Annotated in this window: 28 protein-coding genes; 21 read left to right on the forward strand and 7 right to left on the reverse strand. The window is 58.0% G+C overall.

Going from position 1 to position 25507, the window contains the following annotated elements:
* The first annotated feature begins 56 nt into the window (after positions 1-56).
* From BUC26_RS14145 to BUC26_RS14155, 3 genes are all read left to right on the forward strand, one after another.
* Positions 57-491, forward strand: coding sequence for a hypothetical protein (locus BUC26_RS14145; RefSeq protein WP_143166016.1), 435 nt, complete (start codon positions 57-59; stop codon positions 489-491).
* Positions 479-997 (forward strand): GspH/FimT family pseudopilin, encoded by a 519-nt coding sequence (locus BUC26_RS14150; protein ID WP_143166017.1) that lies wholly within the window; start codon positions 479-481, stop codon positions 995-997. Before BUC26_RS14145 ends, BUC26_RS14150 begins: the two co-directional genes overlap by 13 nt.
* A gap of 183 nt (positions 998-1180) precedes the next feature.
* Positions 1181-1645, forward strand: coding sequence for a GspH/FimT family pseudopilin (locus BUC26_RS14155; protein WP_073377136.1), 465 nt, complete (start codon positions 1181-1183; stop codon positions 1643-1645).
* 35 nt (positions 1646-1680) lie between these two features.
* Here BUC26_RS14155 and BUC26_RS14160 read toward each other — a convergent pair whose 3' ends face one another.
* Positions 1681-1875, reverse strand: coding sequence for a heavy-metal-associated domain-containing protein (locus tag BUC26_RS14160; protein WP_073377281.1), 195 nt, complete (start codon positions 1873-1875; stop codon positions 1681-1683).
* Positions 1876-1992: 117 nt separating this feature from the next.
* Between BUC26_RS14160 and BUC26_RS14165 the strand changes: the two genes are divergently transcribed.
* From BUC26_RS14165 to BUC26_RS14200, 8 genes are all read left to right on the forward strand, one after another.
* Complete coding sequence (locus BUC26_RS14165; RefSeq protein ID WP_073377138.1) at positions 1993-4467, forward strand: heavy metal translocating P-type ATPase; 2475 nt, start codon at positions 1993-1995, stop codon at positions 4465-4467.
* Positions 4468-4669: 202 nt separating this feature from the next.
* A complete protein-coding gene (gene sat / locus BUC26_RS14170) occupies positions 4670-5947 on the forward strand; it encodes a sulfate adenylyltransferase (RefSeq protein ID WP_073377140.1) in 1278 nt (425 codons plus the stop codon).
* A gap of 130 nt (positions 5948-6077) precedes the next feature.
* A complete protein-coding gene (aroB, locus tag BUC26_RS14175) occupies positions 6078-7160 on the forward strand; it encodes a 3-dehydroquinate synthase (RefSeq protein WP_073377142.1) in 1083 nt (360 codons plus the stop codon).
* A gap of 33 nt (positions 7161-7193) precedes the next feature.
* Entirely contained in the window at positions 7194-7688 is a 495-nt protein-coding gene (locus BUC26_RS14180) for an FmdB family zinc ribbon protein (protein WP_073377144.1), read from the forward strand.
* A gap of 175 nt (positions 7689-7863) precedes the next feature.
* Complete coding sequence (locus BUC26_RS14185; RefSeq protein WP_073377146.1) at positions 7864-9021, forward strand: SPFH domain-containing protein; 1158 nt, start codon at positions 7864-7866, stop codon at positions 9019-9021.
* A gap of 3 nt (positions 9022-9024) precedes the next feature.
* Positions 9025-10272: a hypothetical protein gene (locus tag BUC26_RS14190; protein WP_073377148.1), complete on the forward strand. Its 1248-nt coding sequence runs from the start codon at positions 9025-9027 to the stop codon at positions 10270-10272.
* A gap of 18 nt (positions 10273-10290) precedes the next feature.
* Complete coding sequence (locus BUC26_RS14195) at positions 10291-10806, forward strand: nucleoside deaminase (RefSeq protein ID WP_073377150.1); 516 nt, start codon at positions 10291-10293, stop codon at positions 10804-10806.
* Positions 10803-11843: a radical SAM protein gene (locus BUC26_RS14200; RefSeq protein ID WP_073377151.1), complete on the forward strand. Its 1041-nt coding sequence runs from the start codon at positions 10803-10805 to the stop codon at positions 11841-11843. Before BUC26_RS14195 ends, BUC26_RS14200 begins: the two co-directional genes overlap by 4 nt.
* A 30-nt stretch (positions 11844-11873) precedes the next feature.
* On the opposite strand, the gene BUC26_RS14205 is transcribed toward BUC26_RS14200, so the two are convergent.
* Entirely contained in the window at positions 11874-13340 is a 1467-nt protein-coding gene (locus BUC26_RS14205; protein ID WP_073377153.1) for an NAD-dependent succinate-semialdehyde dehydrogenase, read from the reverse strand.
* Here BUC26_RS14205 and BUC26_RS14210 point away from each other — a divergent pair.
* Positions 13333-13563: a hypothetical protein gene (locus BUC26_RS14210; RefSeq protein ID WP_143166019.1), complete on the forward strand. Its 231-nt coding sequence runs from the start codon at positions 13333-13335 to the stop codon at positions 13561-13563. The two genes, BUC26_RS14205 and BUC26_RS14210, sit on opposite strands and share 8 nt — an antisense overlap.
* 33 nt (positions 13564-13596) lie before the next feature.
* On the opposite strand, the gene BUC26_RS14215 is transcribed toward BUC26_RS14210, so the two are convergent.
* The 3 genes from BUC26_RS14215 to BUC26_RS14225 are packed head-to-tail and all read right to left on the reverse strand — an operon-like array spanning position 13597 to position 15315.
* Entirely contained in the window at positions 13597-13956 is a 360-nt protein-coding gene (locus BUC26_RS14215; protein WP_073377157.1) for a winged helix-turn-helix domain-containing protein, read from the reverse strand.
* Between the two features lie 24 nt (positions 13957-13980).
* A complete protein-coding gene (gene tatC / locus BUC26_RS14220; protein WP_073377159.1) occupies positions 13981-14766 on the reverse strand; it encodes a twin-arginine translocase subunit TatC in 786 nt (261 codons plus the stop codon).
* 3 nt (positions 14767-14769) lie between these two features.
* Positions 14770-15315 carry a twin-arginine translocase TatA/TatE family subunit gene (locus BUC26_RS14225; protein WP_161949864.1) on the reverse strand — a complete coding sequence of 182 codons (546 nt, stop codon included), beginning with the start codon at positions 15313-15315 and terminating at the stop codon, positions 14770-14772.
* A gap of 663 nt (positions 15316-15978) precedes the next feature.
* Between BUC26_RS14225 and BUC26_RS14230 the strand changes: the two genes are divergently transcribed.
* The 9 genes from BUC26_RS14230 to glyS are packed head-to-tail and all read left to right on the forward strand — an operon-like array spanning position 15979 to position 23934.
* Positions 15979-17301, forward strand: a complete 1323-nt coding sequence (locus BUC26_RS14230) for an adenylosuccinate synthase (protein ID WP_073377161.1) — start codon at positions 15979-15981, stop codon at positions 17299-17301.
* 42 nt (positions 17302-17343) lie between these two features.
* The gene (gene rpoZ / locus BUC26_RS14235) at positions 17344-17610 is read left to right on the forward strand and encodes a DNA-directed RNA polymerase subunit omega (protein WP_073377162.1); all 267 of its coding nucleotides are present in this window, start codon (positions 17344-17346) and stop codon (positions 17608-17610) included.
* Positions 17611-17623: 13 nt separating this feature from the next.
* Entirely contained in the window at positions 17624-18751 is a 1128-nt protein-coding gene (gene dnaJ / locus BUC26_RS14240; RefSeq protein WP_073377163.1) for a molecular chaperone DnaJ, read from the forward strand.
* A 14-nt stretch (positions 18752-18765) separates the two neighbouring features.
* A complete protein-coding gene (gene moaC / locus BUC26_RS14245) occupies positions 18766-19251 on the forward strand; it encodes a cyclic pyranopterin monophosphate synthase MoaC (RefSeq protein ID WP_073377164.1) in 486 nt (161 codons plus the stop codon).
* Between the two features lie 57 nt (positions 19252-19308).
* On the forward strand, positions 19309-19671 hold the full coding sequence (gene dksA / locus BUC26_RS14250; protein ID WP_073377165.1) for an RNA polymerase-binding protein DksA: 363 nt from the start codon (positions 19309-19311) through the stop codon (positions 19669-19671).
* A 6-nt stretch (positions 19672-19677) separates the two neighbouring features.
* Positions 19678-20682 (forward strand): galactose-1-phosphate uridylyltransferase, encoded by a 1005-nt coding sequence (gene galT, locus BUC26_RS14255; protein ID WP_073377166.1) that lies wholly within the window; start codon positions 19678-19680, stop codon positions 20680-20682.
* A gap of 11 nt (positions 20683-20693) precedes the next feature.
* Positions 20694-21044 (forward strand): response regulator, encoded by a 351-nt coding sequence (locus BUC26_RS14260; RefSeq protein ID WP_073377167.1) that lies wholly within the window; start codon positions 20694-20696, stop codon positions 21042-21044.
* 40 nt (positions 21045-21084) lie between these two features.
* The gene (locus BUC26_RS14265; protein ID WP_073377168.1) at positions 21085-21828 is read left to right on the forward strand and encodes a GTP cyclohydrolase, FolE2/MptA family; all 744 of its coding nucleotides are present in this window, start codon (positions 21085-21087) and stop codon (positions 21826-21828) included.
* 27 nt (positions 21829-21855) lie between these two features.
* Positions 21856-23934 carry a glycine--tRNA ligase subunit beta gene (gene glyS, locus BUC26_RS14270; protein WP_073377169.1) on the forward strand — a complete coding sequence of 693 codons (2079 nt, stop codon included), beginning with the start codon at positions 21856-21858 and terminating at the stop codon, positions 23932-23934.
* A gap of 154 nt (positions 23935-24088) precedes the next feature.
* Here glyS and BUC26_RS14275 read toward each other — a convergent pair whose 3' ends face one another.
* The gene (locus BUC26_RS14275) at positions 24089-24493 is read right to left on the reverse strand and encodes a cytochrome c3 family protein (protein ID WP_244155857.1); all 405 of its coding nucleotides are present in this window, start codon (positions 24491-24493) and stop codon (positions 24089-24091) included.
* Between the two features lie 154 nt (positions 24494-24647).
* The gene (gene ccsB, locus BUC26_RS14280) at positions 24648-25478 is read right to left on the reverse strand and encodes a c-type cytochrome biogenesis protein CcsB (RefSeq protein WP_073377170.1); all 831 of its coding nucleotides are present in this window, start codon (positions 25476-25478) and stop codon (positions 24648-24650) included.
* Between the last annotated feature and the right edge of the window lie 29 nt (positions 25479-25507).

A 25507-nucleotide genomic window follows, 5' to 3' on the forward strand; every position in this document is an offset into this window, starting at 1 on the left:
GGCTCCGAGGTTGAAACGTTCTTCATAAGGAGGTTGTGCAGATGAGGAACAAGATCATGAGAATAGTACTGGGAATCGCGGTTCTCTGCTGCGCTTTCATGCTGGCAGGATCTCCGGCGATCAGCGAACCGCGTTATGATCTCCACGACGACCTGGTGGCCTACAGTGCCATCGAGCGTCAGGGGAGGCTGGATCTCATCACTCCGGGTAGTGCTGAACGACCTGCATCGGTTACCATCGACGATCGGTCCTTTGCACTTGACGAGGACTGCATCTTTCGGAACGGTTATGGTGGCAGAACGTCGCTTGACGCGTTCGAAACCGGCATGGACGTCGGTTATTTCGTCGTCGATGATAAGACGATCACCAAGATGTGGCACGATGCGGAACAGGAAACAGACAGTGACCAGCCGCCTCCGGAACTCACTCCCGATTCTTCCGGATCGACGGGAGACGAGATTAGGTTTGAAGACGGCGTGTGGCGAAACTAATCTGCCTAAGGAACCAGGTGCCTTTTATGACGAGGTCTGAAAACAAGCGTGGAACGTTAGGTTTTACGCTGATCGAGGTTTGTGTTACTGTCGGGATCATTGGGATATTGGCGTTAATCGCCATTCCCAATATGATTGGCTGGCGTGCGGAGCGGCAACTGCAGGGTGCGGCACGGGAGTTCTACGGCAATCTACAGCACGGGCGGTTTACCGCGATCAGGGAGGCCGTGAATGTCTCGATGACCATCAATTCGCCGAGCGGAGATTATCGGATATTTGTCGATCCGAACCAGAACTACACGCTCGATGCCGGCGAACAGGTCCTGAGAGATGTGACAACGCCGTCCCAGGTATCGGTGGACGCGACAAACCTGCCTGGCAACCAGACGCAATTCGACAGCAGGGGAATGGCACTGGTGCAGGGTAATCTGAGATTTTTCAACAATCGGGGAGACCAGGTGGAAATTCATCTGAACCCGGTCGGGCGATTGTGGATTGATATGTAACTAGCTCATAACACCTGTTTTATGGCGCGATCTCGGCAGTGAGTGAGATCGCGCTTTTTTTGTGCATCCCTGGATGCCCGTAATACAATTTTTTTCACCCGACGGGGACCGTAATCAGAAATTTGTCAGATCAGCATCGTAGGATTGGAGAAAACTCATCAATTTCTCATAAGGGGCTGATCGATGAAACCCCAAACCGGCATTACCCTGATGGAAGTTGTGACGGCTGTCAGTATCCTGGCTGTTCTTACCTTGATTGCGACCCCGCCGCTGCTCGCCTGGAAGAAGAACGCCCAGCTGCAGGGAGCGGTGTCTCGAATGGCTGCGGGTCTGCAATTGGGAAGGACCTATGCCCTTGCGAACCGAGAATACGTTGTTCTTGATTTCCAGTCGAACCACTTCCTGGTTTTTGTCGATAACGGTGCGGGCGGAGCGGTTGCCGGCGATTGGCTGAAAACAGGGGATGAACAGGTGCTGCGCGAGTATGAGTTCCCCTCGACCATCGCGTGTTCCACGAATTTCCCGTCAGACAGATTCCGCTTCAAGGGGTTTGGCAGAAACCAGCCGGGGACGATCGTCATGACGCAACAGGGCGGCAATATCGCGAAAGTAATCGTCAATGTCGTCGGGCGAATCCGTGTCGAATAATCTGCCTGATCGTCGCCCGGGCTGGAACGGATGTCTCAGTCGACAACGTCAAAACCTGTTTTTTCTATCGCTTCTTTGACAAGACCGTGGTTGATGTCTCCCTGATAGGTCGCCTTCCCCTTTTCCAGGTCCACTTTAACATCCGAGACGCCTGGAAGACCCTCAAGCGCCTTGGTGACCGAGGCGACGCAATGCTGGCAACTCATTCCTTTTATCCTGATGGTATTCATTGTCATCTCCCGAAGGTTCCTTATGGTTTAACCTGTGAGTTTAGTTGATACCACACTGTATGCTACTAGCTACACTAAGAAATGACAGTCGATCGATCAAGGGAGCGTTGTTGATTTATGGCTCGTGTGGAAAAGATGTTCTCGGTCGGCGGCATGCATTGCGCCTCCTGTTCAAGTCGAATTGAGAAGGTTCTCTCGCAGCTGGACGGGGTGGACTCCGCCCAGGTCAACCTGGCTACCGAGGAGTTGCGTCTGAGCTTTGACCCGCAGCAGGTAGGTGTTGATGAGGTGGTCGAGCGGGTGGCCGGACTTGGGTTCTCGTTGCAGGAACAGTCGACCGGAGAGAAGACGGTCGGTTTTGCCATTTCCGGGATGCACTGCGCTTCCTGTTCGGCGCGGATCGAAAAAGTGCTGCGTGCTCTGGACGGGGTGGCTGAGGCCGAGGTCAGCCTGGCCGATGAACGGGCCCAGGTGAGCTATGACGGGCGTCTGGTCAGCGTGCGCCAATTGCGGGAGACCATCGAGAAGCTCGGTTTTCAGGCGACGCGCAGTGAAGGGGGGGGCGATGAATACAGCCGCCGTCGGCAGGAGGCCGAGGAGCGGCTCCAGGCGATGAAGAAGCGGCTGGTTGTGTCTCTGGTGTTTGCCGGTTTGCTCTTCGTTGTTTCCATGGGCGAGATGTTCGGGCTGCCGCTGCCGGGGGTGATCGACCCGCATCGCCAGCCGCTTGCTTTTGCCGTGCTGCAACTGCTGCTTGTGTCGCCGGTGATGGTGCTCGGCCGGAATTTCTTTCTCGACGGACTGCCGGCCTTGTGGCGACGGGCGCCGAATATGGATTCGCTGATTGCGGTCGGCACCGGGGCGGCCTTCGTCTATTCGACCTGGGGCGTGGCCGAGATTGCTTTGGGGATCGACGTGCAGGAGCGGGTCATGGATCTCTACTTCGAGTCGGCTGGGGTGATTATCGCCTTGGTATCGCTCGGCAAGTTCCTCGAGACCCGCTCCAAGCTGCATACCTCCGATGCCATCTCTAAATTGTTGCAGTTGACGCCGGAGACGGCAACGCTGCTGGACGGTGACGAGCAGCGGACCATCGGCGTCGATGAAATCGGCGTCGGCGACCGGCTGCTGATTCGGCCCGGTGAGCGGGTGCCGGTGGACGGTCTGGTGGAGAGCGGGGCCGGCAGCATTGACGAGTCGATGCTCACCGGTGAGAGTCTGCCGGTGGACAAGACGGAGGGGGACAAGGTCTTCGGCGGCACGCTGAACCAGACCGGCGCGTTGCGGGTGCGAACGCTGAGCACCGGCGAGGACACCGTGCTGGCCCGGATCATCAAAACGGTGCAGCAGGCACAGGGCTCCAAGGCGCCGATCGCCTCATTGGCCGACAGGATCAGTCTCTACTTCGTGCCTATTGTTATGGCGATCGCAATCGCCTCCGGCCTGGCCTGGTACTTCCTTGGCGGCGCCGATTTTTCGTTGTCGTTGCGCTTTTTCATAGCCGTGATGGTGATTGCCTGCCCGTGCGCCCTCGGCTTGGCGACGCCGACCTCGATCATGGTCGGTACCGGGCGCGGCGCCCAGCTCGGTGTGCTGATCAAAAACGGTGAAGCGTTGCAGACCGCGGAGCAGGTGAAGACCATCGTTTTTGACAAGACCGGCACGCTGACCCATGGTCGGCCGGAGGTAAGCGACTTTAGTGTTATTGGTGACGGATTCAATGACGAGCAGGTGCTGTACCTGGTCGGCTCGCTGGAGCAGGAGTCGGAGCACCCGCTGGCCGAGGCGCTCGTACGGTATGCCCGGGAGCACCAGAGTCGTTTCGAGCAGGCCGAAGCGTTTCGGCCGCTGGCCGGTTCCGGTGTCAGCGGGACGGTGGCCGGTCGCCGGGTGCTGGTCGGTAACAGTCGTATCCTGGAGCAGCATGGCATAACGGTGCCCGAGGAGGTGCGGGATGACGACAGCTTGTCTGCCGCCGGCAAGACTGTGCTCTTTATCGGGGTCGACGGTGGGTGTGTCGGAATGGTGGCTATTGCCGACAAGCTCAAGGAAGATGTGCCGGCGGCCGTGGCCACGCTGCGCCGGCTCGGCATCTTGGTGGTCATGCTCACCGGTGACCACCCGCTGACCGCCCGGGCCATTGCCGCTCAGGCCGGCATCGATGAGGTGATCGCCGGCGTGCTACCGGACGAGAAGCAGCAGAAGATCGAGGAGCTGCAACGCGCCGGGACCGCGGTGGCGATGGTCGGCGACGGCATCAACGACGCACCGGCCCTGGCCCAGGCCGATGTCGGCATCGTCATGGGGTCGGGGACCGATATCGCCATCGAATCCGGTGATATCGTCTTGATGAAGAGCAGCCTTGGCGGCGTCATTACCGCGCTGTCACTGTCCCGGGCGGTGATGAAGAACATCCGCCAGAATCTGTTCTGGGCCTTTGCCTATAACGTGGTCGGCATCCCGGTCGCCGCCGGCCTGCTCTACCTGTTCGGCGGCCCGACCCTCAATCCGATGCTGGCCGGCGCAGCCATGGCCCTCAGCTCAGTATCGGTTGTCAGCAACGCCTTGCGCCTTCGCTTTTTTCGTGGCTGAGGGGGGGATGACAGCAACGCTTTTGGCTTGACTTTTTCTCCTTCTCCTATATATATAAGCCTCTGTAAATGAATAGCGGTTCAGGCGTCGTTTCGTGCGTGTCGTCTGCATCGGCAAGAGTCAGTTTGTCTTGATGAACGTTGCCGGCTCGCTCTGGGTGGGCCGGCGCCATTTATTTCAATACACTTCAGAGAGGAATGCTATGTCGAAATTAGTTGCTCCCCACGGTGGAAAAGGTCTGGTCTGCGCCCTTCTCGAAGGCGCCGAGCGCGAAGCGGAACTGAAAAAAGCTGCTGGCCTCAAGCAGATTGAGATTTCCGCCCGCGCCAAAGGCGATTTGATCATGATGGGTATCGGCGGCTTCAGCCCGCTGACCGGTTTCATGAAAAAAGCCGACTGGAAAGGTGTCTGCGAGAACTTCCAGATGGCTGACGGTACCTTCTGGCCGGTCCCGATCACCCTCGACGTTTCCGCTGCCGATGCCGGCGCCATCAAGGAAGGCGACGAGATCGCCCTGGTTCGCGGTGGTCAGACCTTCGCGACCATGAAGGTCGAAGAGAAGTTCGAGATGACCGAGGAAAACAAGAAATGGGAGTGCGAGAAGGTATTCCGCGGTGAAGGTGAAGACTCGATCGGTGACAAATTTTGGCAGGTCGCCATGGAAGATCATCCCGGCGTCCAGATGGTCATGGCTCAGAAAGAGTTCAACATAGCCGGCCCGGTCAAGGTCCTTTCCGAAGGTGAGTATCCGGCCGAGTACCCGGGCATCTACATGCGTCCGGCAGAAGTACGCGCCAAGTTTGAAGAGCGTGGTTGGGCCAACGTAGCCGCTCTGCAGCTGCGCAACCCTATGCATCGTTCACACGAGTATCTGGCCAAGATCGCCGTCGAGGTCTGTGACGGTGTGCTGATCCATTCGCTGATCGGTAACCTCAAGCCCGGTGACATTCCGGCCAAGGTTCGGATTAAAGCAATTGACGTCCTGATCGAGAATCACTTCGTCAAAGAGAACGTCATCAGCTCCGGTTACCCGCTCGACATGCGTTATGCCGGCCCGCGCGAAGGCCTGCTCCATGCCACCTTCCGCCAGAACTACGGTGTTAACAACATGCTGATCGGCCGTGACCATGCCGGCGTCGGTGACTTCTACGGTCTGTTCGAGGCCCAGGAGATTTTCGATCGCATTCCGGTAACCGGCGATCCTGCCAAAGACCTGCTCTGCAAGCCGATGAAAATCGACTGGACCTTCTACTGCCACGAGTGCGACGGCATGGCATCGCTGCGTACCTGCCCGCACAAGAAGGAATCCCGCGTCATTCTGTCCGGCACCAAGCTGCGCAAGGCGCTGTCCGAGGGAGCCGAGGTCGTCGATCACTTCGGTCGTGACGAAGTCCTCGCCCTGCTGCGCGAGTACTATGAGGGTCTGACCGAGAAGGTCGAGGTCAAAATGCAGGGCTTCGCATCCGGAACAAAGATGTAATTGAATCGTTTTACATCGCTGTAACGTTGTATCGGGAGATGCCGCTGTGCTGGCGGCATCTCCCGTTTTTTTTCTGCAGTCGATTCTTTAACAGAGGCTGGTTTTTTAAGCCGGCAGGGGAGGATGAACCATGGGGATCTTGCAGGTCGGGCTGGGCGAGCGGAGCTATCCTATTTTTGTCGAGTCAGGGTGCCTGGCAACGGTGCCGGCCGAACTGGCCGCTCGCTGGCCGGCCAGCTGCTATTGCCTGGTCGCCGACGACACGGTGGCCGCCCTGCACGGACAGGAGCTTCTTGAAGCACTGCGGGCCGCCGATCTGACAGCCGAGATGCTCAGCTTTCCGGCCGGCGAGGCGAGCAAGACCATCGAGACTGTGGCCTGGCTGGCCAGCGCCGCCGCCCGGCTTGGCCTTGATCGCCACTCGATGATCATCGCCCTGGGCGGCGGGGTTACCGGTGACCTAGCCGGTTTTTTGGCGTCTGCTTATCTGCGCGGCGTGGATTTCGTACAGGTGCCGACTTCCTTGCTGGCCCAGGTGGACTCGTCGGTGGGCGGCAAGACCGGGGTCGACCTGCCGGAGGGCAAGAATCTGTTCGGCGCCTTTTACCAGCCCAAAGGTGTGTTCATCGACCTGCATGTCTTGCAGACGCTGCCCGAGATCCAATATCGCAACGGCCTTGCCGAGGTGATCAAGTACGGAGTGATCCGGGAACCGACCTTTCTCGATTATCTCGAGCAGCATCGGGATGCTATCCTGGCCCTCGAACCGACCGTGGTGAGCGAGATGGTCCTCACCTGCTGCCGGATCAAGGCGGATGTGGTTGCTGCCGATGAGCGCGAGGGCGACCTGAGGCGCATCCTCAATTTCGGCCATACCATCGGCCATGCGGTGGAGGCCGCCTCCCGGTTCGAAGTGCTGCACGGCATGGCGGTGGCTATCGGCATGGTTGCAGCGAGCCGTATCGCAGTGAGCCGCGGAATGCTCAGCGCCGAGCGGGCCGAGCGGATCACCGGGATGATCGCCGCTTACGGGCTGCCGACGGAAATTCCCGAAACCCTTGACCGTCGGCAGATCAAAAGCTATCTTCTCACCGATAAAAAAAGGATCGGTGGTACCCTGTTCTTCATTCTGCCGCGCAGCGACGGCAGCGTGGTGATCACCGACGAGGTTACCGAGGCCGATATCGACGCCGTCCTGGCGGTCGGGCCGTAGGATTTCTGTACGAGTCTCACAGAGGATAGAGCGATGCCGATTTACGAGTTTTATTGTCAGCCCTGTAATACCGTGTTCAATTTCTACTCGAAACGTATTGATACGACGACCACGCCGAATTGTCCGCGCTGCGGCGGTCCCGACCTGCAGCGACAGGTGTCGATGTTCGCCACCATCGGCAAGGCTAGCGAGGAAGACGATCAATTCGCCGGTCTTGACGAGAACAGGATGGAGCAGGCGCTCGAGTCGCTGATGCGGGAGTCGGAAGGCATCAACGAGGATGACCCGCGGCAGATGGCCGGCCTGATGCGCAAGTTCTCCGAGAAAACCGGCATCAATCTCGGTGAGAACATGGAGGAGGCCATCGCTCGCATGGAACGGGGCGAAGACCCGGAACAGATCGAACAGGAGATGGGCGAGCTGTTCGAGGGCGACGACTTCTCCTTCGACGCGATGAAAAAGCGGGCATTGGCCCGATCGGAGCGACCGCGCCACGACGAGACCCTGTACGACCTGCACCCGGAATAATTCGTAAAAAGAAAAAAGGGGACAGTCCCCTTTTTTTGTCCTTTTTTTGCTTCCAGAAGGCGGAAAATGGTCGGTATCTGGTGAAATTGCTGCTATAATCCTTCGATAATCATTGGCGATATGTCGCAATGCGGCGGCATGGCCCGTTAACCGACTTTGATCCCGGGAGAAGACAATGAATCGCTTTGACGGCGGCGTGTTCCTGGAAAACATCGAATGGTTCGACGAGACCGGACAGGAACTGGTGCATCGGCTCCCCGAACACGGCTCAGGCGAGATCAAGTGGGGCGCGCAACTCACCGTTCGCGAGAGTCAGGCAGCGGTATTGTTCTATCAGGGCAAGGCCCGCGATGCGTTCGGTCCGGGCCGGTTCACGCTGAAGACCGCCAACCTGCCGATCATCACCAAGATCCTGTCCATCCCCTGGCGCGGCGACAGTCCGCTCCGCGCCGAGGTGTACATGGTTAACCTCAAGTATTTTCCTAACCTGAAATGGGGGACCACCAATCCGGTCGCCTTTCGCGATAGCGAGATGGGGCTCATCAGGCTGCGCGCCCACGGTATCTTCAACATCCAGGTGGTCCAGCCGATCCTCTTTATCAACTCCCTGGTCGGTACCATGGGCCGGATTGGCACCGAGGAGGTCGCCTCCTATCTCAAACGGGTGATCGTCTCCCGCTTCAACGATTATCTCGGCGAGAATCTCGATACCATTTTGAATCTGCCGGGTCGGTTCGACGAACTCTCCGTCGAGCTGCAGAAGAAACTGACCCTTGATTTCGCCCATTTCGGCTTGCGTCTCAGCCACCTCTACATCACATCGATCACGCCGCCGGAAGAGGTGCAGAAGGCCATCGACGACCAGTCGCGGATGAGCGTGATCAAGGATATGGAGAAATTCGTCAAGCTCAAGGCGGCCATGGCCATGGAAAAAGCGGCCGAGAACCAGGGCGAGGCCGGCGCCGGACTCGGCTTGGGCATCGGCATGATGATGCCGGCCATGTTCTCTGCGGCGGCAGCTGGCAGGACCGGCGGGAGTGGCGGAATCGGCGGCGGAGTCGGCACTGCCGGACGCGGCGAGACGACGACCTGTCCGGATTGCCAGAATCCTATTCCCGCCGCCGCCCGGTTCTGTCCGCTGTGCGGCCATCAGGTGCTCGTTCTCAGCCAATGCAGCTCCTGCGGCAAAAACCTCTCGCCCAATGCCAAGTATTGTTCACGTTGCGGTACGGCAACCGAACAAAGCCCGTCCGAGGTTCACTGCCGGGAGTGCGGTACCGAGAACCTGCCGGGGGCGACCTTCTGCAACCAGTGCGGACATCGGCTCGGGTAGGGTATGGAGCTGCGAATCAGTCACGGCTGTCCGTCCTGCGGCGCCCCGGTGGAGATGAAAGAGGCAGATCGGCTGACCGACTGCGCCTTTTGCGATGTTCAGAACTATCTGGTCGACAGCGGTCTGCAGCGTTATGCCCTTCCGAGCAAGGACACCCGGCGCCGTGCCGACCACGGCGCACTCTATTTCCCGTATCTGCGCTTTAAGGGTAATATTTTCAGCTGTCAGGGGCTGCAGATCAGCCATAAGGTACTCGATACCACCTATCGTGGGCTGAGCGCGCCGCTGCTGCCGCCATCGCTCGGGGTACGGCCCCAGGCGATGAAGGTGCAGATGGTCGATGCCACCCTCGGGGGCCGCTATTTTCGGAGAAAGGAGACGGCGGTAGCTATTTTGCAGCGGGCCGCGTCAACGGTCAAGGCAAGCGGCACGGTTGAAGACGGGCCGCTCTACCACCGCTCATTTATCGGCGAGACGGTAAGCTGCATCTACCTGCCGCTGGTGGTCGAGGACGGCATCGTCTATGACGGGGTTCTCGACCGGCAGATCGGTCCGGCCGAGCCGTGGATGATCGACACCTCCATTTCAGTGCCGTTCCAGCCACAATGGCAGCCGTCGTTTCTGGCGACGATCTGTCCGCAATGCGGTGCCACCATGCGCGGTGAGCGGGACAGCCTGGTGCTGCACTGCGACAATTGCCAGACCTGCTGGTCGGAAAAAGGGCGAAAATTCGTGCCGGTGCCTTACCAGGTGGTGCCGGGGACGGCGAGTGATCTCGTCTACCTGCCGTTCTGGCGGATCGGTGTCGAGACCCGGGGCATCGAGATGCGGACCATGGGCGATCTGCTGAGAGTGACCAATCAGCCGGTGGTGGTAAACAGCGCCCATCGCGAGCGTGGCCTGGAGTTCTGGATCCCGGCGGTGAAGCTGCGGCCGACGGCCTTTCTCAAACTTGCCAGGAGCGCAACCCTGTCGCAACTCAAATTTCCTGAGGGTGAGCGTCGGCTGGCCCGCCCGCTCCATCCGGTCACTCTGCCCCTGAAAGAGGCGACTCAGGCCTTGAAAAGCCTCGTTGCCGAAATGACGGTGCGAAAAAAAGAGGTCCTGCCACAACTGCCGCAGCTCTCGTTTGGGGTGCGGCAGACGTCGCTGGTCTTTCTCCCCTTCGAGGACACTGGTCATGACCTGGTGCAGATCCATGCGTCACTGGCCGTGCCGTCGTCCGTCGTTCGTTTCGGCCGGAAACTCTAGCCGGGTTTCCTTTCGTCAATGTCTTCCATCGATCACCAGACACCGATGCGGGCTGCTTTGGACGAGGCCCGCCAGGCCCTTGCTGCCGGCGAGTTCCCGGTGGGCTGCGTGATAACAACGGGGAAGGGGCTGATCGTTGCTCGGGGGGCGCGGAAAAACAGTAGAGACGGCGGCGAGATCGATCATGCCGAGGTGGTTGCCGCCCGCTTGCTGCTTGCTGATCCGGACGGCGGCCCGGATCCGGCGGAGTTGATCGTCTACGCGACGATGGAGCCGTGCCTGATGTGTTTTTCCACCTTGATTCTCAACGGTTTCAGAACCATTGTCTATGCCTATGAAGACGTAATGGGCGGCGGCACCGGTCTTGATTTGCAGGCCTTGCCGCCGCTCTATGCGGCAATGGACGTCACCGTTGTCGGCGGCGTTTGCCGCAGCGAGAGCCTGGTGCTCTTTCAGCGTTTTTTCCGCGAAGACCCGCACGGCTATTGGCGGGATTCACTGCTGGCACGCTATACGCTGGCCCAAGAGATATGAGTCTTGATCCCCGCACCGTTTCCTTTGCCGCCGGCGAACGAAACGTTTTTCTGCACATCCTGACCGCCTGCAACCTGTCCTGCCGTCATTGCTATATCAATCCGGTCCAGCACGGTACGACGATGCTCAGCCGGGAGCAACTGGCTGCCTGGATCAGGTTGTTTGCCGACAGGCAGCGGACGGCCAATATCATCTTTCTCGGCGGCGAGCCGACCATGCACCCGGATCTGCCCTACGGTATCGAGATTGCCCGCTCCTGCGGCTACACAACCACAGTGGACAGCAACGGCTACTTGTTTCACGATTTTCTCGAGCGCGTCAATCCGCACCACCTCGACTATCTCAGCTTCAGCCTCGATGGGCCGGACCCGGCGATCAACGACCCGATCCGCGGGCAGGGGGTGTTCGCTGTCTGCACCGACAACCTGCGCCGGGCTGTTGCCCGCGGCTTCAACACCAGTCTGATCTATACCGTGAGCAGCAGCAATATCGATCATCTGCAGCGGATGGTCCCGCTGCTCGTCGAGTTGGGTGTTAACCGCTTTTTTATTCAGGTGATCGGCCTGCGCGGAAAATCGGCTCCAGCCGGAGGCACGGTCGAACAGCAGTTGCAGGTGGCCCCCGAACAGTGGCTGACCGTGGTCCCGGCCGTGGCCCGGCAGGTGGCCGAGGCCGGTATCGACGTAGTCTATCCCAAGGTCTATCTGGAGGAGGGCGAGATTTTCGAGTGCGCCGGCCGGGTCGCCGAAAACTTTTTCGTCTTTCCCAACGGCCGGGTCTATCAATGCCCGCTCTGCGAAGACCACCCGCTCCATTCCTATGAGATCAGGGACGATCAATTGATCAGGACCGGCGGAGTCAACGAGGAGCGTCTCTTTACCCTGGGCATCCCGGAGGGCTGCGTGATGAACAAATTGCTGCAGCCGGACACCATCGCCTACGACAGTGCCGGCCGGCCGCTGCACCGCATCTCCTGCTGCTTGTTGAAGCAGCGAATCAGCGGTGGTGGCAACGGAGCCGAGCACCAGCCGCGCTGACGATCGCCGGTAGCGGTTGCTTAACCTTTTTCACGCAGAAATCCCCGCCAGACAGACATATTTGACCTCGACGAACTCCTCGATGCCGTAGCGCGAGCCTTCCCGACCGATGCCCGATTCCTTGACGCCGCCAAATGGTGCGACACTGGTCGAGATAATGCCGGTGTTGACCCCGACTATGCCGTACTCGAGTGCTTCGGCCAGTCGCCAGATACGGCCGATATCGCGGCTGTAGAAGTAAGCGGCCAGCCCGTATTCGGTGGCGTTGGCAAGTCGGATCGCCTCTTGTTCGTCGGTGAAACGGAAGACCGGTGCTACCGGGCCGAAGGTTTCTTCCCGGGCGATCAGCATTTCCTCGGTGACATCGGCCAGCACGGTCGGCTCGAAAAAGGTGCCGCCCAGCCGGTGGCGCTTGCCGCCGGTCACCGTCCGGGCGCCTTTGGTCAGCGCGTCGGCGAGTTGCTTTTCAACCGTTGTCACCGCCTGCTGGTTGATCAGCGGCCCCTGCTGCGTGCCCTCCGCCAGGCCGTTGCCGACGCGCAGATCGGCCGCGGCCGCCGCCAGCTTTTCGACGAAACGATCATAGATACCGTCCTGCACGAGAAAGCGATTGGTGCAGACGCAGGTCTGACCGGTGTTCCGGTATTTGGAGAGCAGCGCACCGGCAATGGCCTGGTCGAGGTCGGCATCGTCAAAGACGATGAACGGTGCGTTGCCGCCGAGTTCCATCGAGACCTTCTTCACCGTGCCGGCACAGGCGGCCATCAGCTTCTTGCCGACGGTGGTGGAGCCGGTAAAAGTCAGCTTGCGAACCAGCGGGTTGGTGGTCAGTTCGGCGCCGATGGTTCCGGCCGAGCCAGTGATGACGTTGAGAACCCCCGCCGGAACGCCGGCGCGCTCGGCAAGTGCAGCCAGGGCCAGGGCGGAAAACGGCGTTGCCGAAGCCGGCTTGACCACCATGGTGCAGCCGGCCGCAAGCGCCGGCGCCGCTTTGCGGGTAATCATAGCCGCGGGGAAGTTCCACGGGGTGATCGCGGCGCAGACACCGATCGGCTCCTTGAGGACCAGCAGCCGCCTGTCCTGCTGCTCTGAGGGGATGATCTCGCCATAGACTCGTTTGCCTTCCTCGGCAAACCACTCGATAAACGAGGCGGCGTAGGCGATTTCGCCGCGGGATTCAACCAGCGGTTTGCCTTGCTCGGCGGTCATCAGAATTGCCAGGTCTTCCTGGTTGGCCATGAGCAAGTCGTGCCATTTTTTCAGGATGGCGGCCCGTTCTCTGGCCGTCCTGGCCCGCCAGCCGGAAAGGGCGCGAGCGGCCGCTTCGATGGCCCGGCGGGTCTCCGTCGTGCCCATGGAGGGGACGGTGCCGAGTACGTTACCGGATGCCGGATCGGTTACCTCGATGGTGCTTTGGTTGTCGGCAGTGGACCATTGGCCGTCGATGAAACAGTGAGAGCGGAGCAGGGCGGGATCGCTGAGAGTCGGTATGGTCATGGAGTATCCTGTTGGTATGGGGGGCGTTAGTGCTGCCGGATGTCGCGCACACGCGCTCTACCCGGATGGCGCAGACTTTGTAATCGGGAGTCTTGGTAATCAGAGTCAAGGTGTACCTGTTATCGTTGATGATCCAAGGAAATTTGAAATGCTGGATCACGTTACCGGGGAAGACGGTAATATGCAATATATGCATATTACCGTGGCAAAGGCAACCGGGTAATCCGGAAAAATGACGAGAAGGGGGAGGTGCCGGCTATAACGGCTTCTGCGAATCGGGGTCGAACAGTTCGCGGAAACGATGGTTGGCGTAGGATTCGATATCGTCCTGCAGGGTTCGATAGTTTTTGATAAGAGACCGTGCGGTAGGGGTCAGCGTCGTGCCGCCGGCCCCGCTGCCACCTTTCTTGGAGAGTACCAGTTCGTCGGCGAAGTGCTTTCGCAGGATTTTAATGTGGGTCCAGGCTTTTTTATAGTTCATGGACAATCGCTGGGCGGCACCGGCAATTGAGCCTTCTTCCTCGATCAGTTCCAGCAAATCCGTTTTCCCCTTGCCGAATAATAGATCGTGGTTGTCGTTCTCGATCCATGTCTTTGTTTTGACGTGTAGTTTCATGGCTGAAAGAAGCGGTGACAGATCCTATTTGTCAATGTTTTCCCGGTTTGCTTCATCCTCTGCCGGACCCGGGTCAACCGTGGGCTTTTTTTTGCCGAACAGTGCCGTGAGTAGCACGCCGGCTTCGTAGAGACCGAACAATGGAAAACAGAGCAGCACGGTGGCCATGAGATCGCCGGCACTGAGCAGGAAGGCGACGACGACGATGGCGGCGTAGAAATAGAGACGTTTTTTACGGAAGTAACCGGGCTTGACGATGCCGGCCTTGCCGGTCATTACCATCAGAAAGGGGATCTGAAAGGCCAGGCCGAAGGCGACTATCAGCCGGGCGACAAAGGTCAGGTAGAGCCCGAGTTTCGGTAGAGGCTCCAGGCCGGGGTGGGCATAGCTCATGAAATAGACGAGCAGGCGCGGCAGCACGCTGAACAGGGCAAAAGCGGCACCGCCGACGAAGAGCAGGGTGGACCAGAAGACCACGGTGGTGACCAATCGTTTTTCGTTGTCGTGCAACCCCGGGGCAATGAAGCACCAGCTCTGGTGCAGTAGAAACGGAAAGCTGGTGATCAGGCCGATCATGACAGCCAACTTGATATAGGCGATGAACGCCTCCGGCAAGTTGGTGTAGACCATCTGGTAGACCATCGGACTGGCCTCAAACAGTGGCCGGATAAAGAATTGGGCGATCTCTTCGGCAAAGAAATAGGCAACACCGGAGCAGAGAATAACAGCGATGAAGCAGCGCACCAGCCGCTTGCGTAGTTCGTCGTGATGGGGGCGGAAAAAGGCCAGGCTGCGTTCGAGCGAGGACATCGATCAGGCGCGCTGCGAATCGGGAGTCGACTGCTTGTCGGTCGAATCTTCGGCGGTCGTTTCGTCACCGGTCGGCGCCTGCTTGCCGGAGGCATTTTCAGTCGGTAGGTCGTTTTTGTCTTCGGTCGAAACGTCTTCAATCGGTACGTCGTCGACATCTTCGATAGGGATGTCGTCAGCCGATTCTGATGCATCAGCGGCTATCACGCCTGCCGACTCGTCGGTCGGTTCGTCGTCTTTCTCGCCGATATCGGAGACGACAACTTCTTCGGTGCTCGCCTGTTCGTTGATTGCCTGTTCATGCGTATCGACGATATCGTAATCGCCGGCTACCCCGGTCCAGCCGTCGGGATCCGGCTCGCCGAGCTGCTTCTTCAACGAGTTGGCCGCGTCTTCGAGCTGCGGCCGGACCTCGTCGAGCGGATTGTCTTTGGCCAGGTCTTCCTTCAGGTTGTTGACGGTCTTTTTCAGCTCCATGACGCCCTTAGCGATCGAGCGGGCCATCTCCGGGAGTTTATCCGGGCCGACGACGATCAGTGCAAGCGCCATGATCAATATCAATTCTGGCAAGCCGATGCCGAACATAATTCGTATTCACCGTATCGGGTGTGCCGTTGGCACTACCCATTGATCTTCTTTAGGGAACCTTGAAAAATTGTCATTTCGTCCAATCTCGTCGTTGCGCAATCAAATTTTATCCTCGGAATATCGTGTATATGCCTGCGGTAAAATTTTCTTGCGCGCCTCGATCTTGAACGAAATTCCTGCTTTTTCAAGCTCCCCTGAACCTTGAAAAATTGTCATTTCGTCCAATCTCGTCGTTGCGCAATCAAATTTTATCCTCGGAATATCGTGTATATGCCTGCGGTAAAATTTTCTTGCACGCCTCGATCTTGAACGAAATTCCTGCTTTTTCAAGCTCCCCTTCACTTTCCCGCCGAGGCGACGATCAGTCGTGTGTCTCTGCGGACACCAGCTGAAATCTAACAGAACGGTCGGCAGAAATCGACTGCTAATTGGTTGGAGCCCACCGACTGGGAGGGTGACGAGCTCTGCCTAACCTCCCAGATTTTTATGGGAAAAGCGAATAAATTTGATAGATTGACTTTGTTTGCATGGTTGACTATAATTACCAGGTTTTACTTCTGACAATCCGTGCGGTTTCCGTCGTCCGGCGGGAACCGGCATGTTTTTTTGACGAGGAGATACCAGATGTCCAGTGTTGTTGTGGTCGGCGGTCAGTGGGGTGACGAAGGCAAAGGCAAAATCGTTGACCTGTTGACCCGTTATGCCGATTGTATCGTCCGCTTCCAGGGTGGAAACAACGCCGGTCATACCCTAGTGGTGAACGGCCGGAAATATATCTTTCATATCATCCCGTCCGGCATTCTCTACCAGGACAAGATGTGCATGATCGGCAACGGGGTGATCATCGACCCGGAGATCCTCCTCGCCGAGATCAAAAGCCTGGATGACAAAGGACTGCCGGTGACCCCGGAACGGTTGATGATCAGCGAGAACGCCCACCTGATCGTCGATTACCATAAGCGGCTCGACCAGGCCCAGGAGGAGGCCCGCTCGGCAAGCAAGCGGATCGGCACCACCGGTCGCGGAATCGGGCCGTGTTACGCCGACAAGACGTCGAGGACCGGGATCAAGATCGGCGAGTTGCGCGATGAAACGTTGCTGCGGGAGAAATTGCAGGCCAATATCGAAGAAAAGAACTTCCTGCTGACCAAGCGCTTTGGCGCCGAACCGGTATCATTTGACGCGGTGCTGGCCGATCTGCTCGGGTTTGGCGAGAAACTGGCGCCCTATCTCGACAACGTCTCCGTCGCCCTTGATACCGCGCGCAAACAGGGGCGGAACATTCTCTTTGAAGGCGCGCAGGGCACCCAGCTCGATATCGATCACGGCACCTATCCCTTCGTTACCTCGTCCAATACGGTGGCCGGCAATGCCTGTAACGGTACCGGTTTCGGTCCGACGCACATCGATTCGGTAATCGGCATCCTCAAGGCCTACACGACCCGGGTCGGAGAAGGACCGTTTCCGACCGAACTGCACGACCAGGTCGGTGAGGAGTTGCAACAGAAAGGCGGGGAGTTCGGAGCGACCACCGGCAGGAAGCGGCGCTGCGGCTGGCTCGATGGCGTTGTCGCCGGTGATGCGGTGCGCCTCAACGGTCTGACCGGTCTGGCGCTGACCAAGCTCGATGTACTCAGCGGCCAGCAGGTTCTCAAGATCGCCACTTCGTACCGGCTTGGCAAACAGGTCGTGCAGGCTATGCCGGCCAATATCAGGCAGGCCTGTCAGGTCGAGCCGGTCTATGAGGAGATGCCGGGGTGGCAGACCGAACTCGACACGATTCGTTCCTATGGTGATCTGCCCGTCGAGGCACGCGATTACATCAAGAGGATTGAGGATATTACCGGTGTCGAAGCGGTTATCGTGTCGGTCGGCCCGGATCGGGAAGAAACACTGTTGTTGAAGAATCCGTTTGAACAAAAAACGACGCCGCCTGTATCGGTGTAATCGGTGGCGCCTCCTTCAATGAGATTAGGAAAATAGGAACTTATGGCACGGATAACAGTAGAAGATTGTTTGCAGCAAGTTGGCGACGGTCAGCGGTTCGGTCTGATTCATCTGGCGGTTCAACGGGTCAAGCAGCATCGTCAGGGAGAGCCGTACCTCGTCGAAGGGAAGAACAAAGAGGTGGTGATGTCTCTGCGGGAGATCGCGGCCGGTCTGGTGACTCCGGAAAATATCGATGAGTTGCCGTCGGCCGACCTGAACGTGCCAGTACTGCCGGAACACAATAAGGAAGTAGAGGCTGAGCTGTAAGCCTGTTTTTGGTATGCCACGAGATTATTACGAAATACTTGGAGTCAGCACGACGGCGGGAGCTTCCGAAATCAAGAAAGCGTACCGGAAGCTGGCGATGAAATATCACCCGGACCGCAACCCCGGAGACCAGGAAGCGGAGAGTGCTTTCAAGGAGTGTGCCGAGGCCTACGAGGTGCTCAGCGACGAGCAAAAGCGACAGATCTACGATACCTACGGTCACGAGGGACTGCAGAACAGCGGGTATCGCGGTCCCGGCAACTTCGAGGATGTCTTCTCCAGCTTCAGTGATATTTTCGGGGATCTGTTCGGTTTCGGCTCGGCACGCAACCAGGCGCGGCGCAACGGCCCGGTGCCCGGCAACGACCTGCGCTATGACATCCGAATTTCCTTCATGGACGCGGTGCATGGTACTACCAGGGAAGTGGATATCACCAAGCGTGAAACCTGCTGGACCTGCGATGGTTCCGGCTGCCGGCCGGGGCATCAGCGGCAGACCTGCCCGTCGTGCAATGGACGGGGCCAGGTAATCCGCTCCCAGGGCTTTTTCCAGGTCAGCTCCACCTGCCCGCAGTGTCGCGGCGAAGGCTCACTGATCACGCATCCCTGTGAGGATTGCCACGGCAGCGGTCTGGTGGCCAAGTCCAAGAAGGTGTCGATCAAAGTCCCCGCAGGGGTCGATACCGGTGCCCGGATGCGCTTGCGCGGCGAGGGCGAGGGCGGACGACGCGGCGGGCTGGCCGGCGATCTCTATGTGATCATCGAGGTTGAACCACACGAATTTTTCCGGCGGGACGGAGACGATATCCACTGCCGGCTGCCGGTGGCCATGGTCGATGCCGCCCTCGGTACGAAAACCGAGGTGGTGACCGTCTACGGGAAGAAGAAACTGACCATCCCCGAAGGCGCTCAGTCCGGTACGGTCTTCACCCTCCGCGGTCAGGGTGTTGAGAGCCTGCGTGGCCACGGACGTGGTAATATGTATGTCGAGCTACAGGTGATGACGCCCATCAATCTCTGTGAAGAGCAAAAGAACGTGCTTCGCGAATTCGATAAGCTGTGCGAGAAGCATGGGCAAAAAGATGAAGGAGAAGGGTTCTTTTCACGCCTGGTGAACGAAGTGATGGGAAGGAATCATTAACGGGAGTATCACAGGTGAGTGACCAAGAGAAATTGACCCATTTCGACAGTGACGGCAACGCCATCATGGTCGATATTTCCACGAAATCGGTGACCAGTAGAACGGCGGTCGCCGCAGGTGAGATCACCATGAATCGACAGGCCTTCGAGATGGTGCGCAGCGGCTCGATGGCCAAGGGCGATGTGCTCGGTGTGGCGCGGCTGGCCGGTATCATGGCGGCCAAGAAAGTGGACGAACTGATCCCGCTGACCCACCCGCTACTGATCGATTCGGTCACCGTTGATTTTTCTTTCGACCCCGAGCGCTGTGCGGTTATCATCGAAGCGAGCGTGACGATCAGCGGTAGAACGGGTGTGGAGATGGAGGCCCTGACGGCGGTATCGTTGGCGGCCTTGACCATCTACGATATGTGTAAAGCAGTCGATAAGGGCATGGAAATCGGCGCCATCCGACTGCTCAGCAAGACCGGCGGCAAGAGCGGCGCATTCAGGCGGGAATAACCGAAGGTAACCGGCAGAGCAGAGCCGGGTGTGTGATAAACGAAGGAGATGAATCGGATGGAGAAAGAGTTACTGGAGAAGTTCCGTAAGCAACTCACTGAAAAGCGCAAGGAAATCCTCGAAGAGGCGAACCGGACCCTGGCCGATATGACCGATCAGAGCTCCAACGTACCGGATCCCAACGACCGGGCCTCGATTGAATCAGATCGCAGTTTCGAACTACGCATCAGGGATCGCGAGCGTCGTCTGCTGACCAAGATCGACGAGGCGCTTGCCCGTATCGAAGACGGTGAGTACGGGATTTGCGAGGAATGCGGTTGCGATATCAATGTCAAACGGTTGGAGGCCCGGCCGGTGACCACTCTGTGCATTGATTGTAAAACACTTCAGGAGCAGAAGGAGCGCTCCCAGGGTCAGTAATACACTATGCCGGAATTGCGTAAAGATCCGGTTCTCGGCCGATGGATCATCATTGCCAAGGAACGTCGTAAACGGCCGACCGATTTTCTGGTGGAAAAGTCGCAGGTGCTCGGCGGCTTCTGCCCGCTCTGCCCCGGCAACGAGGATTTTACGCCACCGGAGGTGCTGGCCTACCGGGGCGGCTGTCAATCCCGGAGCAACCAGTCGGACTGGCAGGTCCGGGTGGTCCCGAACAAGTATCCGGCGCTGATCATCGAGGGTGAACTCGGCAAGGCGGCGGAAGGGTTGTACGACCGGATGAACGGCATCGGCGCCCACGAAGTGATCATTGAATCGCCGGGCCATAATGACCAGTTGTGGAACCAGCCCGTCGAGCATATCGCTCTGGTACTGCGTGTCTATCGCGATCGTCTGCTCGATCTGCAGAAGGATTCACGGTTCCGTTATGTAATGATCTTCAAGAACTACGGCAAGGCGGCCGGAGCCTCGCTGGAGCATTCACACTCCCAATTGATTGCGCTCCCGGTCTTGCCGCGGATGATCACCAATGAGCTGGATGGCGGGAAATCCTATTTTCGTTACAAGGATCGCTGTCTGTTCTGCGATATCATTCGGCAGGAAATCGAACAGGACGTCAGAGTGGTCTGTCAGAACGAATCGTTCATTACCATCTCTCCCTTTGCACCCAGGACGCCGTTTGAGATGTGGGTGCTGCCGAAACGGCACACCTCCGGCTATTGCCACGAAGACGATACGGAGTTGCTCAAGTTGGCCAGAATCCTCTCGGAAAGCCTGCGCCGGCTCGACGGTTGCATCTCAAATGTCCCCTACAATTTCGTGCTGCACACCCAGCCGCTGCGCTCCGGTGAGCTGGAGCATTTCCACTGGCATTTTGAAATTGTGCCGAAGTTGACCTCGATAGCCGGTTTTGAGTGGGGCTCGGGGTTTTACATCAATCCGATGCCACCGGAAGAGGCGACCCAGTACTTACGTGAATCTCTGGATAGTTGAAGGAGGTCATCATGAAAAAATTGCTGATCGTCGACGATGACGAGTCGATCCAGTTGCTCTACCAGGAGGAATTCAAGGAAGAAGGGTACGAGGTGGCCGAGGCGCTCAACGGGGAGAGCGCCCTGGAGCAGTTCAAACAGTCGCCGCCCGACCTGGTGGTGCTTGACATCCAGATGCCTGGTCTCAACGGCATCGAGGTGTTGCGGCAGATGAAGATGCTCAACGCGGCCATTCCGGTGATCATCAACAGCGCCTACAACGAGTACAAACAGGATTTGGGCGCCTGGGCCTCTGATGAATACGTGGTCAAATCATCGGATATGAGCGAGTTGAAGACCGCCGTTCGCCGGCTGGTCGGCTGACCCGGTTGCCGGACGGCCGCAGCTCGGGTCCGCGTCGATCATGAAAGATATCCAGAGTCAGCAGGATTACCGACGTATCGATATCAAGAAAGTCGGTGTCAAAACCGTCACCTACCCGATAACGGTCCTCGATAAGGCGCAGAGCAGACAGAAGACCATCGCCACCATCAACATGTACGTGAACCTGCCGCATCACTTCAAGGGCACGCACATGAGCCGCTTTATCGAAATCCTCAATTGCTTTCACGGCAAGATAGATATCAAGAATTTCCGGCAGATTCTTGAAGAAATGAAGCTCCGGCTGGATGCGGAAGCTGCCCATATGGAGATGTTTTTTCCATTTTTTCTGCGGCGCAGTGATGATCAGGATACGTTGCGGATCAGCAGGTATGAATGCACCATGAGCTGTTTTCTCGGAGAGGATGACGACCTGCGGATCGATCTTTCCGTGCCCATTGCCTATCCACCGTCCGATGAAGGAACTGCCGAACGCGGCGGGCTCTGGGGTACGGCGCTGGTCAGTGTGCGTTTCAAGCGCTTTATGTGGCTGGAAGACCTGATCGATATCATCGAGGCGACCATTAAAGCGGAAATGACCGAGCGCCGGAAGTGCGGTGATGATCCAGGCCAGCCGATGGAAACCCTGCTCGAACGGCTCGACCGGCGATTGGCGACCCTCACGGAGTTACGCTGGTACGAAGTTACCGTTGAAAACCTATCACAGGGGTATTCGTTATTTGCACTGACGAGTGGCCCCGATCTGCTGCCGAATCCGGCGGTATAATGCGATCACCTTTTGCAAAAGGCCACCATGAAGGATTTACTATTTGAGATTGGTACCGAGGAGCTGCCGGCCGGTTTTCTTGTTCCGGCCATGGAGCAGCTTGCCTCGTTGTTTCGCACGAAGGCGGAAAAACTCAAGCTCGTCTTCGCCGGTCTGCGCACCTATGGCACCCCGCGCCGGCTCGCCCTGGTTGTCGAGCAGCTTACCGAACGCCAGGAAGACAGCCGGGAAGAGCTGCTCGGCCCGTCGAAACAGGCAGCGTTTGACGACCAGGGAAAACCGACCCGGGCCGCCGAGGGATTTGCCCGCTCAAAAGGGGTAACAGTCGATCAACTCAGTCTGGTGGCTACCCCGAAAGGCGAGTATCTGAAGCTGGTTCGCCAGGTTGCAGGCGTCGCGACGGAAACGGTGTTGCCGGAACTGCTCAAGGAGATCCTGGTCGAGCTGTCTTTTGCCAAGTCCATGAAATGGGGTAGTAACCAACTCACCTTCGCTCGCCCGATTCAGTGGCTGCTCACCCGATTCGGCGACGATACGGTCGTATTCGAGCACGAGGGGATCGTCAGTTCAAATCTGAGTCGTGGTCACCGCTTTCTCGCCCCCGACACATTTACTGTCGCAACGGCGGCCGACTATGAACGCGCCTTGGAAGAACGTTTCGTTATTGCCGATGTCGAGCGGCGCCGACAGCGGGTACTCGATGAAATCAAGGCTGCCGTGGCCGTTGCCGGCTTTGGTGATGGCGCCGAGGTGGCTGTTGACCAGGGGCTGCTCGATACGGTGACCAATCTGGTTGAATGCCCGTTCGGGGTCTGCGGTCGTTTTGCCGAGAAATTTTTACAGATTCCGGCCGAGGTACTGATCACCTCGATGCGTGAACACCAGAAATATTTTCCGGTGATCGACCGTCAGGGTTCGTTGCTGCCCGGCTTCGTGGCGGTAAACAATACCCGGGTACGACAGATCGAAGTAACCAGGACCGGGCATGAGCGGGTTTTGCGGGCACGGCTGGAGGACGCCTTCTTCTTCTTCGAGTCGGACAAAAAGATCAGGCTGGCCGAGCGGCTCGAGGCGCTGTCCGGCATCATCTTTCAGGCGCGGCTCGGCTCGATGCGCGACAAGGTCGATCGCATCGTTAAGCTGACCCGCTTGCTCGCCGATATGCTCGAGCCGACTGTTGCCGAGGACGCCTGCCGAGCCGCGCTGCTCTGCAAGGCCGATCTGACCTCAAACATGGTCGGAGAGTTTCCGTCATTGCAGGGGGTAATGGGCAGCGCCTATGGTGCCCATGACGGAGAGGCCGACAGCGTTGCAGTGGCCATTGCCGAACACTACCTGCCGCTGCGGGCCGGCTCACCCTTGCCGACCACGGCGACCGGCGCCCTGGTCGGATTGGCCGATCGGATCGATACCATTGCCGGCTGTTTCGGTATCGGGCAGACCCCGACCGGCACCACCGACCCATTCGGTTTGCGTCGCCTGGCCCTGGCCGTACTCCATATCATTGAACATTATCGCTATGGGCTGCCGTTATCCGATCTGCTCTACAAGGCGCTGGCGCTCTACGGCGACAAGGTGGCCGGCGGGGCGGCAACGGTAGAGCAGATCATGACCTTTATCAAAGGCCGCTTCGTCAACGACTGCGCTGCCAGGGGGCTGGATGCCAGAGCCGTAGACGCGGCTAGTTCAGTCGCATTTGACGATGTTAATGATTGTTTGCAGCGGATCGAGGCATTGATTGCAATCAAGCGACAGGAATCGTTTGAGGTGCTGGCCGGCTCGTTCAAACGGATTAGAAATATCATCAAAGATCACCAGGAGCTGGAGGTTGACCGTTCGCTGTTGACCGAACCGGCGGAGCAGGAGTTATACACCGTTTATCAGCGCTTGCATGCTGCCGGCGAGCAACGGTTGCCGCGTCGCGACTATAGCGGTTTTCTTGAAGAGATGCTGGCCCTCAAAGAACCCGTCGATCGCTTTTTCGACGACGTAATGGTCATGGCCGAGGACGAGGCGGTGCGGAACAACCGGCTCAACCTACTGACCGGTATCGGTACGCTGATCCTGGCGATTGGAGATATCTCCCGCATGCACGGCGGATTATAAATCTACGCATACTGAGGGCCCGATTCTCCGCCCTGCTGGGCCTTCGTGATTGCTGACCGAAAGGAAAAACAAAAAAAGGCTGCTCCCGTTCGGAGCAGCCTTTTTTATTGTACTACCAAACCTCAGTCGGTGATACGCATCACCGTACACGGTTTTATTGATGGCAGGGCTTGCAGCCTTTGAAGACCTCGGCCAGGGCCGGGTTATCGGCAGCGGCCTTTTTATGGCAGTCTCGACAGTTCTTGTGGGCGGCATCTTTATAGGTGGCGACTTCTTTGGGCAGCCCTTCGATGCCGGAGTTATGGCAAGACTCGCATTTGGCGATCTCCATGCCTTCCGTGTAAGGAACCTGCTTGCCGTTTTCCGCGCCGTGATGACAGTCGCCGCAGGCAGCGATCTCCTGATGTTTGGCGTGCGGGAAAACAGCCGGTTTCGGCTTTTTCGCTTTGTCGATTTCGGCTTGCAGAATCATGTCAGCCGGTGGATCCTGGGCGACGACGACGCCGGCAAAACCCAGAACCGCGACGGCACAAATACAGAGCAACAATTTCTTCATCATGGTGACCACTCCTCTCTTGAATTGGTTTTCTGCCGGTAGAACTGAACGAAGATTCACCCTATCCATCTTATACCGGGTTAGCGGGCGTATGTCAAGAACCTCTCTTGGAAATGTTTTTCTTTAATAGTCTGGTTTTTCATATAAAAAACTGATTTCAGGCGTAACTGTGCAATCCTGAGAGCAGGAAGTTGACACCGTAGTAGGTGAAGATCACGGCGAGAAAGCCGAGTAGGGACAACCAGGCAATCGCATTGCCGCTGATGCCGCGGGTATAGCGGATGTGCAGGGTAAATGCATAGACGAACCAGGTGATCAGCGACCAGGTTTCCTTCGGGTCCCAGCTCCAATAGGTGCCCCAGGCGGAGTTGGCCCAGACCGCGCCGGTGATGATACCGGCACTGAGCCAGATAAAACCGAAAATGAGGCATTTGTGGATAATGTCGTCGAGTACCCGCAAAGACGGCAGCAGACCTGCTTCCTGCCGCCTGTTGCTGGCGGCGGCCTTGATCAGGTACATGAGGGCCAGTGCGGCGGCAATGGCAAAGGCGGCGTAGCCGACGAAGCAGGTCAGTACGTGGGCGATCAGCCAGTTTGATTGCAGGGCCGGGACGAGCGGATTGATGCCCTTGTTGATCGGGGCGAACGAGGCATAGGCCATGGCCAGAAAGGCCAGCGGGACGGCAAAGGCGCCGATGGCACGATGCTTGAATTTCCATTCGATGCCCAAGTAAATGACGATGATCATCCAGGCAAAAAAGACGACAGATTCGTACATATTGGACAGCGGTGCGTGGCCGATGCCCATCTGATACGATTCTATCCAGCGCAGGATGATTCCCGCGGTCTGAACGAGCAGGGCCAAAGCGGTAAAGGTCGTGGCGATGAACCCGAGTCGCGCGCTGCGAAAGACGAGCAGGGCGACGTAGAGGCCGGAGGCGAACAGGTAGGTGAAAGTGGTTATACCGAGAAGCTGGGAACTATCCATTGTGCTACTCCGTCTGCAAATAATCGAAT

Source organism: Desulfofustis glycolicus DSM 9705, from assembly GCF_900130015.1.
Classification (GTDB): Bacteria; Desulfobacterota; Desulfobulbia; order Desulfobulbales; family Desulfocapsaceae; genus Desulfofustis; species Desulfofustis glycolicus.

What these genes read in the sequence shown, in the direction of transcription:
- BUC26_RS14145 (WP_143166016.1), top strand. Translation starts at nt 57, where the DNA reads ATGAGAATAGTACTGGGAATCGCGGTTCTCTGCTGCGCTTTCATGCTG.
- BUC26_RS14155 (WP_073377136.1), top strand. Translation starts at nt 1,181, where the DNA reads ATGAAACCCCAAACCGGCATTACCCTGATGGAAGTTGTGACGGCTGTC.
- BUC26_RS14160 (WP_073377281.1), bottom strand. Translation starts at nt 1,875, where the DNA reads ATGAATACCATCAGGATAAAAGGAATGAGTTGCCAGCATTGCGTCGCC.
- BUC26_RS14165 (WP_073377138.1), top strand. Translation starts at nt 1,993, where the DNA reads ATGGCTCGTGTGGAAAAGATGTTCTCGGTCGGCGGCATGCATTGCGCC.
- sat (WP_073377140.1), top strand. Translation starts at nt 4,670, where the DNA reads ATGTCGAAATTAGTTGCTCCCCACGGTGGAAAAGGTCTGGTCTGCGCC.
- aroB (WP_073377142.1), top strand. Translation starts at nt 6,078, where the DNA reads ATGGGGATCTTGCAGGTCGGGCTGGGCGAGCGGAGCTATCCTATTTTT.
- BUC26_RS14180 (WP_073377144.1), top strand. Translation starts at nt 7,194, where the DNA reads ATGCCGATTTACGAGTTTTATTGTCAGCCCTGTAATACCGTGTTCAAT.
- BUC26_RS14185 (WP_073377146.1), top strand. Translation starts at nt 7,864, where the DNA reads ATGAATCGCTTTGACGGCGGCGTGTTCCTGGAAAACATCGAATGGTTC.
- BUC26_RS14190 (WP_073377148.1), top strand. Translation starts at nt 9,025, where the DNA reads ATGGAGCTGCGAATCAGTCACGGCTGTCCGTCCTGCGGCGCCCCGGTG.
- BUC26_RS14195 (WP_073377150.1), top strand. Translation starts at nt 10,291, where the DNA reads ATGTCTTCCATCGATCACCAGACACCGATGCGGGCTGCTTTGGACGAG.
- BUC26_RS14200 (WP_073377151.1), top strand. Translation starts at nt 10,803, where the DNA reads ATGAGTCTTGATCCCCGCACCGTTTCCTTTGCCGCCGGCGAACGAAAC.
- BUC26_RS14210 (WP_143166019.1), top strand. Translation starts at nt 13,333, where the DNA reads ATGGTCATGGAGTATCCTGTTGGTATGGGGGGCGTTAGTGCTGCCGGA.
- BUC26_RS14205 (WP_073377153.1), bottom strand. Translation starts at nt 13,340, where the DNA reads ATGACCATACCGACTCTCAGCGATCCCGCCCTGCTCCGCTCTCACTGT.
- BUC26_RS14215 (WP_073377157.1), bottom strand. Translation starts at nt 13,956, where the DNA reads ATGAAACTACACGTCAAAACAAAGACATGGATCGAGAACGACAACCAC.
- tatC (WP_073377159.1), bottom strand. Translation starts at nt 14,766, where the DNA reads ATGTCCTCGCTCGAACGCAGCCTGGCCTTTTTCCGCCCCCATCACGAC.
- BUC26_RS14225 (WP_161949864.1), bottom strand. Translation starts at nt 15,315, where the DNA reads ATGGCGCTTGCACTGATCGTCGTCGGCCCGGATAAACTCCCGGAGATG.
- BUC26_RS14230 (WP_073377161.1), top strand. Translation starts at nt 15,979, where the DNA reads ATGTCCAGTGTTGTTGTGGTCGGCGGTCAGTGGGGTGACGAAGGCAAA.
- rpoZ (WP_073377162.1), top strand. Translation starts at nt 17,344, where the DNA reads ATGGCACGGATAACAGTAGAAGATTGTTTGCAGCAAGTTGGCGACGGT.
- dnaJ (WP_073377163.1), top strand. Translation starts at nt 17,624, where the DNA reads ATGCCACGAGATTATTACGAAATACTTGGAGTCAGCACGACGGCGGGA.
- dksA (WP_073377165.1), top strand. Translation starts at nt 19,309, where the DNA reads ATGGAGAAAGAGTTACTGGAGAAGTTCCGTAAGCAACTCACTGAAAAG.
- galT (WP_073377166.1), top strand. Translation starts at nt 19,678, where the DNA reads ATGCCGGAATTGCGTAAAGATCCGGTTCTCGGCCGATGGATCATCATT.
- BUC26_RS14260 (WP_073377167.1), top strand. Translation starts at nt 20,694, where the DNA reads ATGAAAAAATTGCTGATCGTCGACGATGACGAGTCGATCCAGTTGCTC.
- BUC26_RS14265 (WP_073377168.1), top strand. Translation starts at nt 21,085, where the DNA reads ATGAAAGATATCCAGAGTCAGCAGGATTACCGACGTATCGATATCAAG.
- glyS (WP_073377169.1), top strand. Translation starts at nt 21,856, where the DNA reads ATGAAGGATTTACTATTTGAGATTGGTACCGAGGAGCTGCCGGCCGGT.
- BUC26_RS14275 (WP_244155857.1), bottom strand. Translation starts at nt 24,493, where the DNA reads ATGATGAAGAAATTGTTGCTCTGTATTTGTGCCGTCGCGGTTCTGGGT.
- ccsB (WP_073377170.1), bottom strand. Translation starts at nt 25,478, where the DNA reads ATGGATAGTTCCCAGCTTCTCGGTATAACCACTTTCACCTACCTGTTC.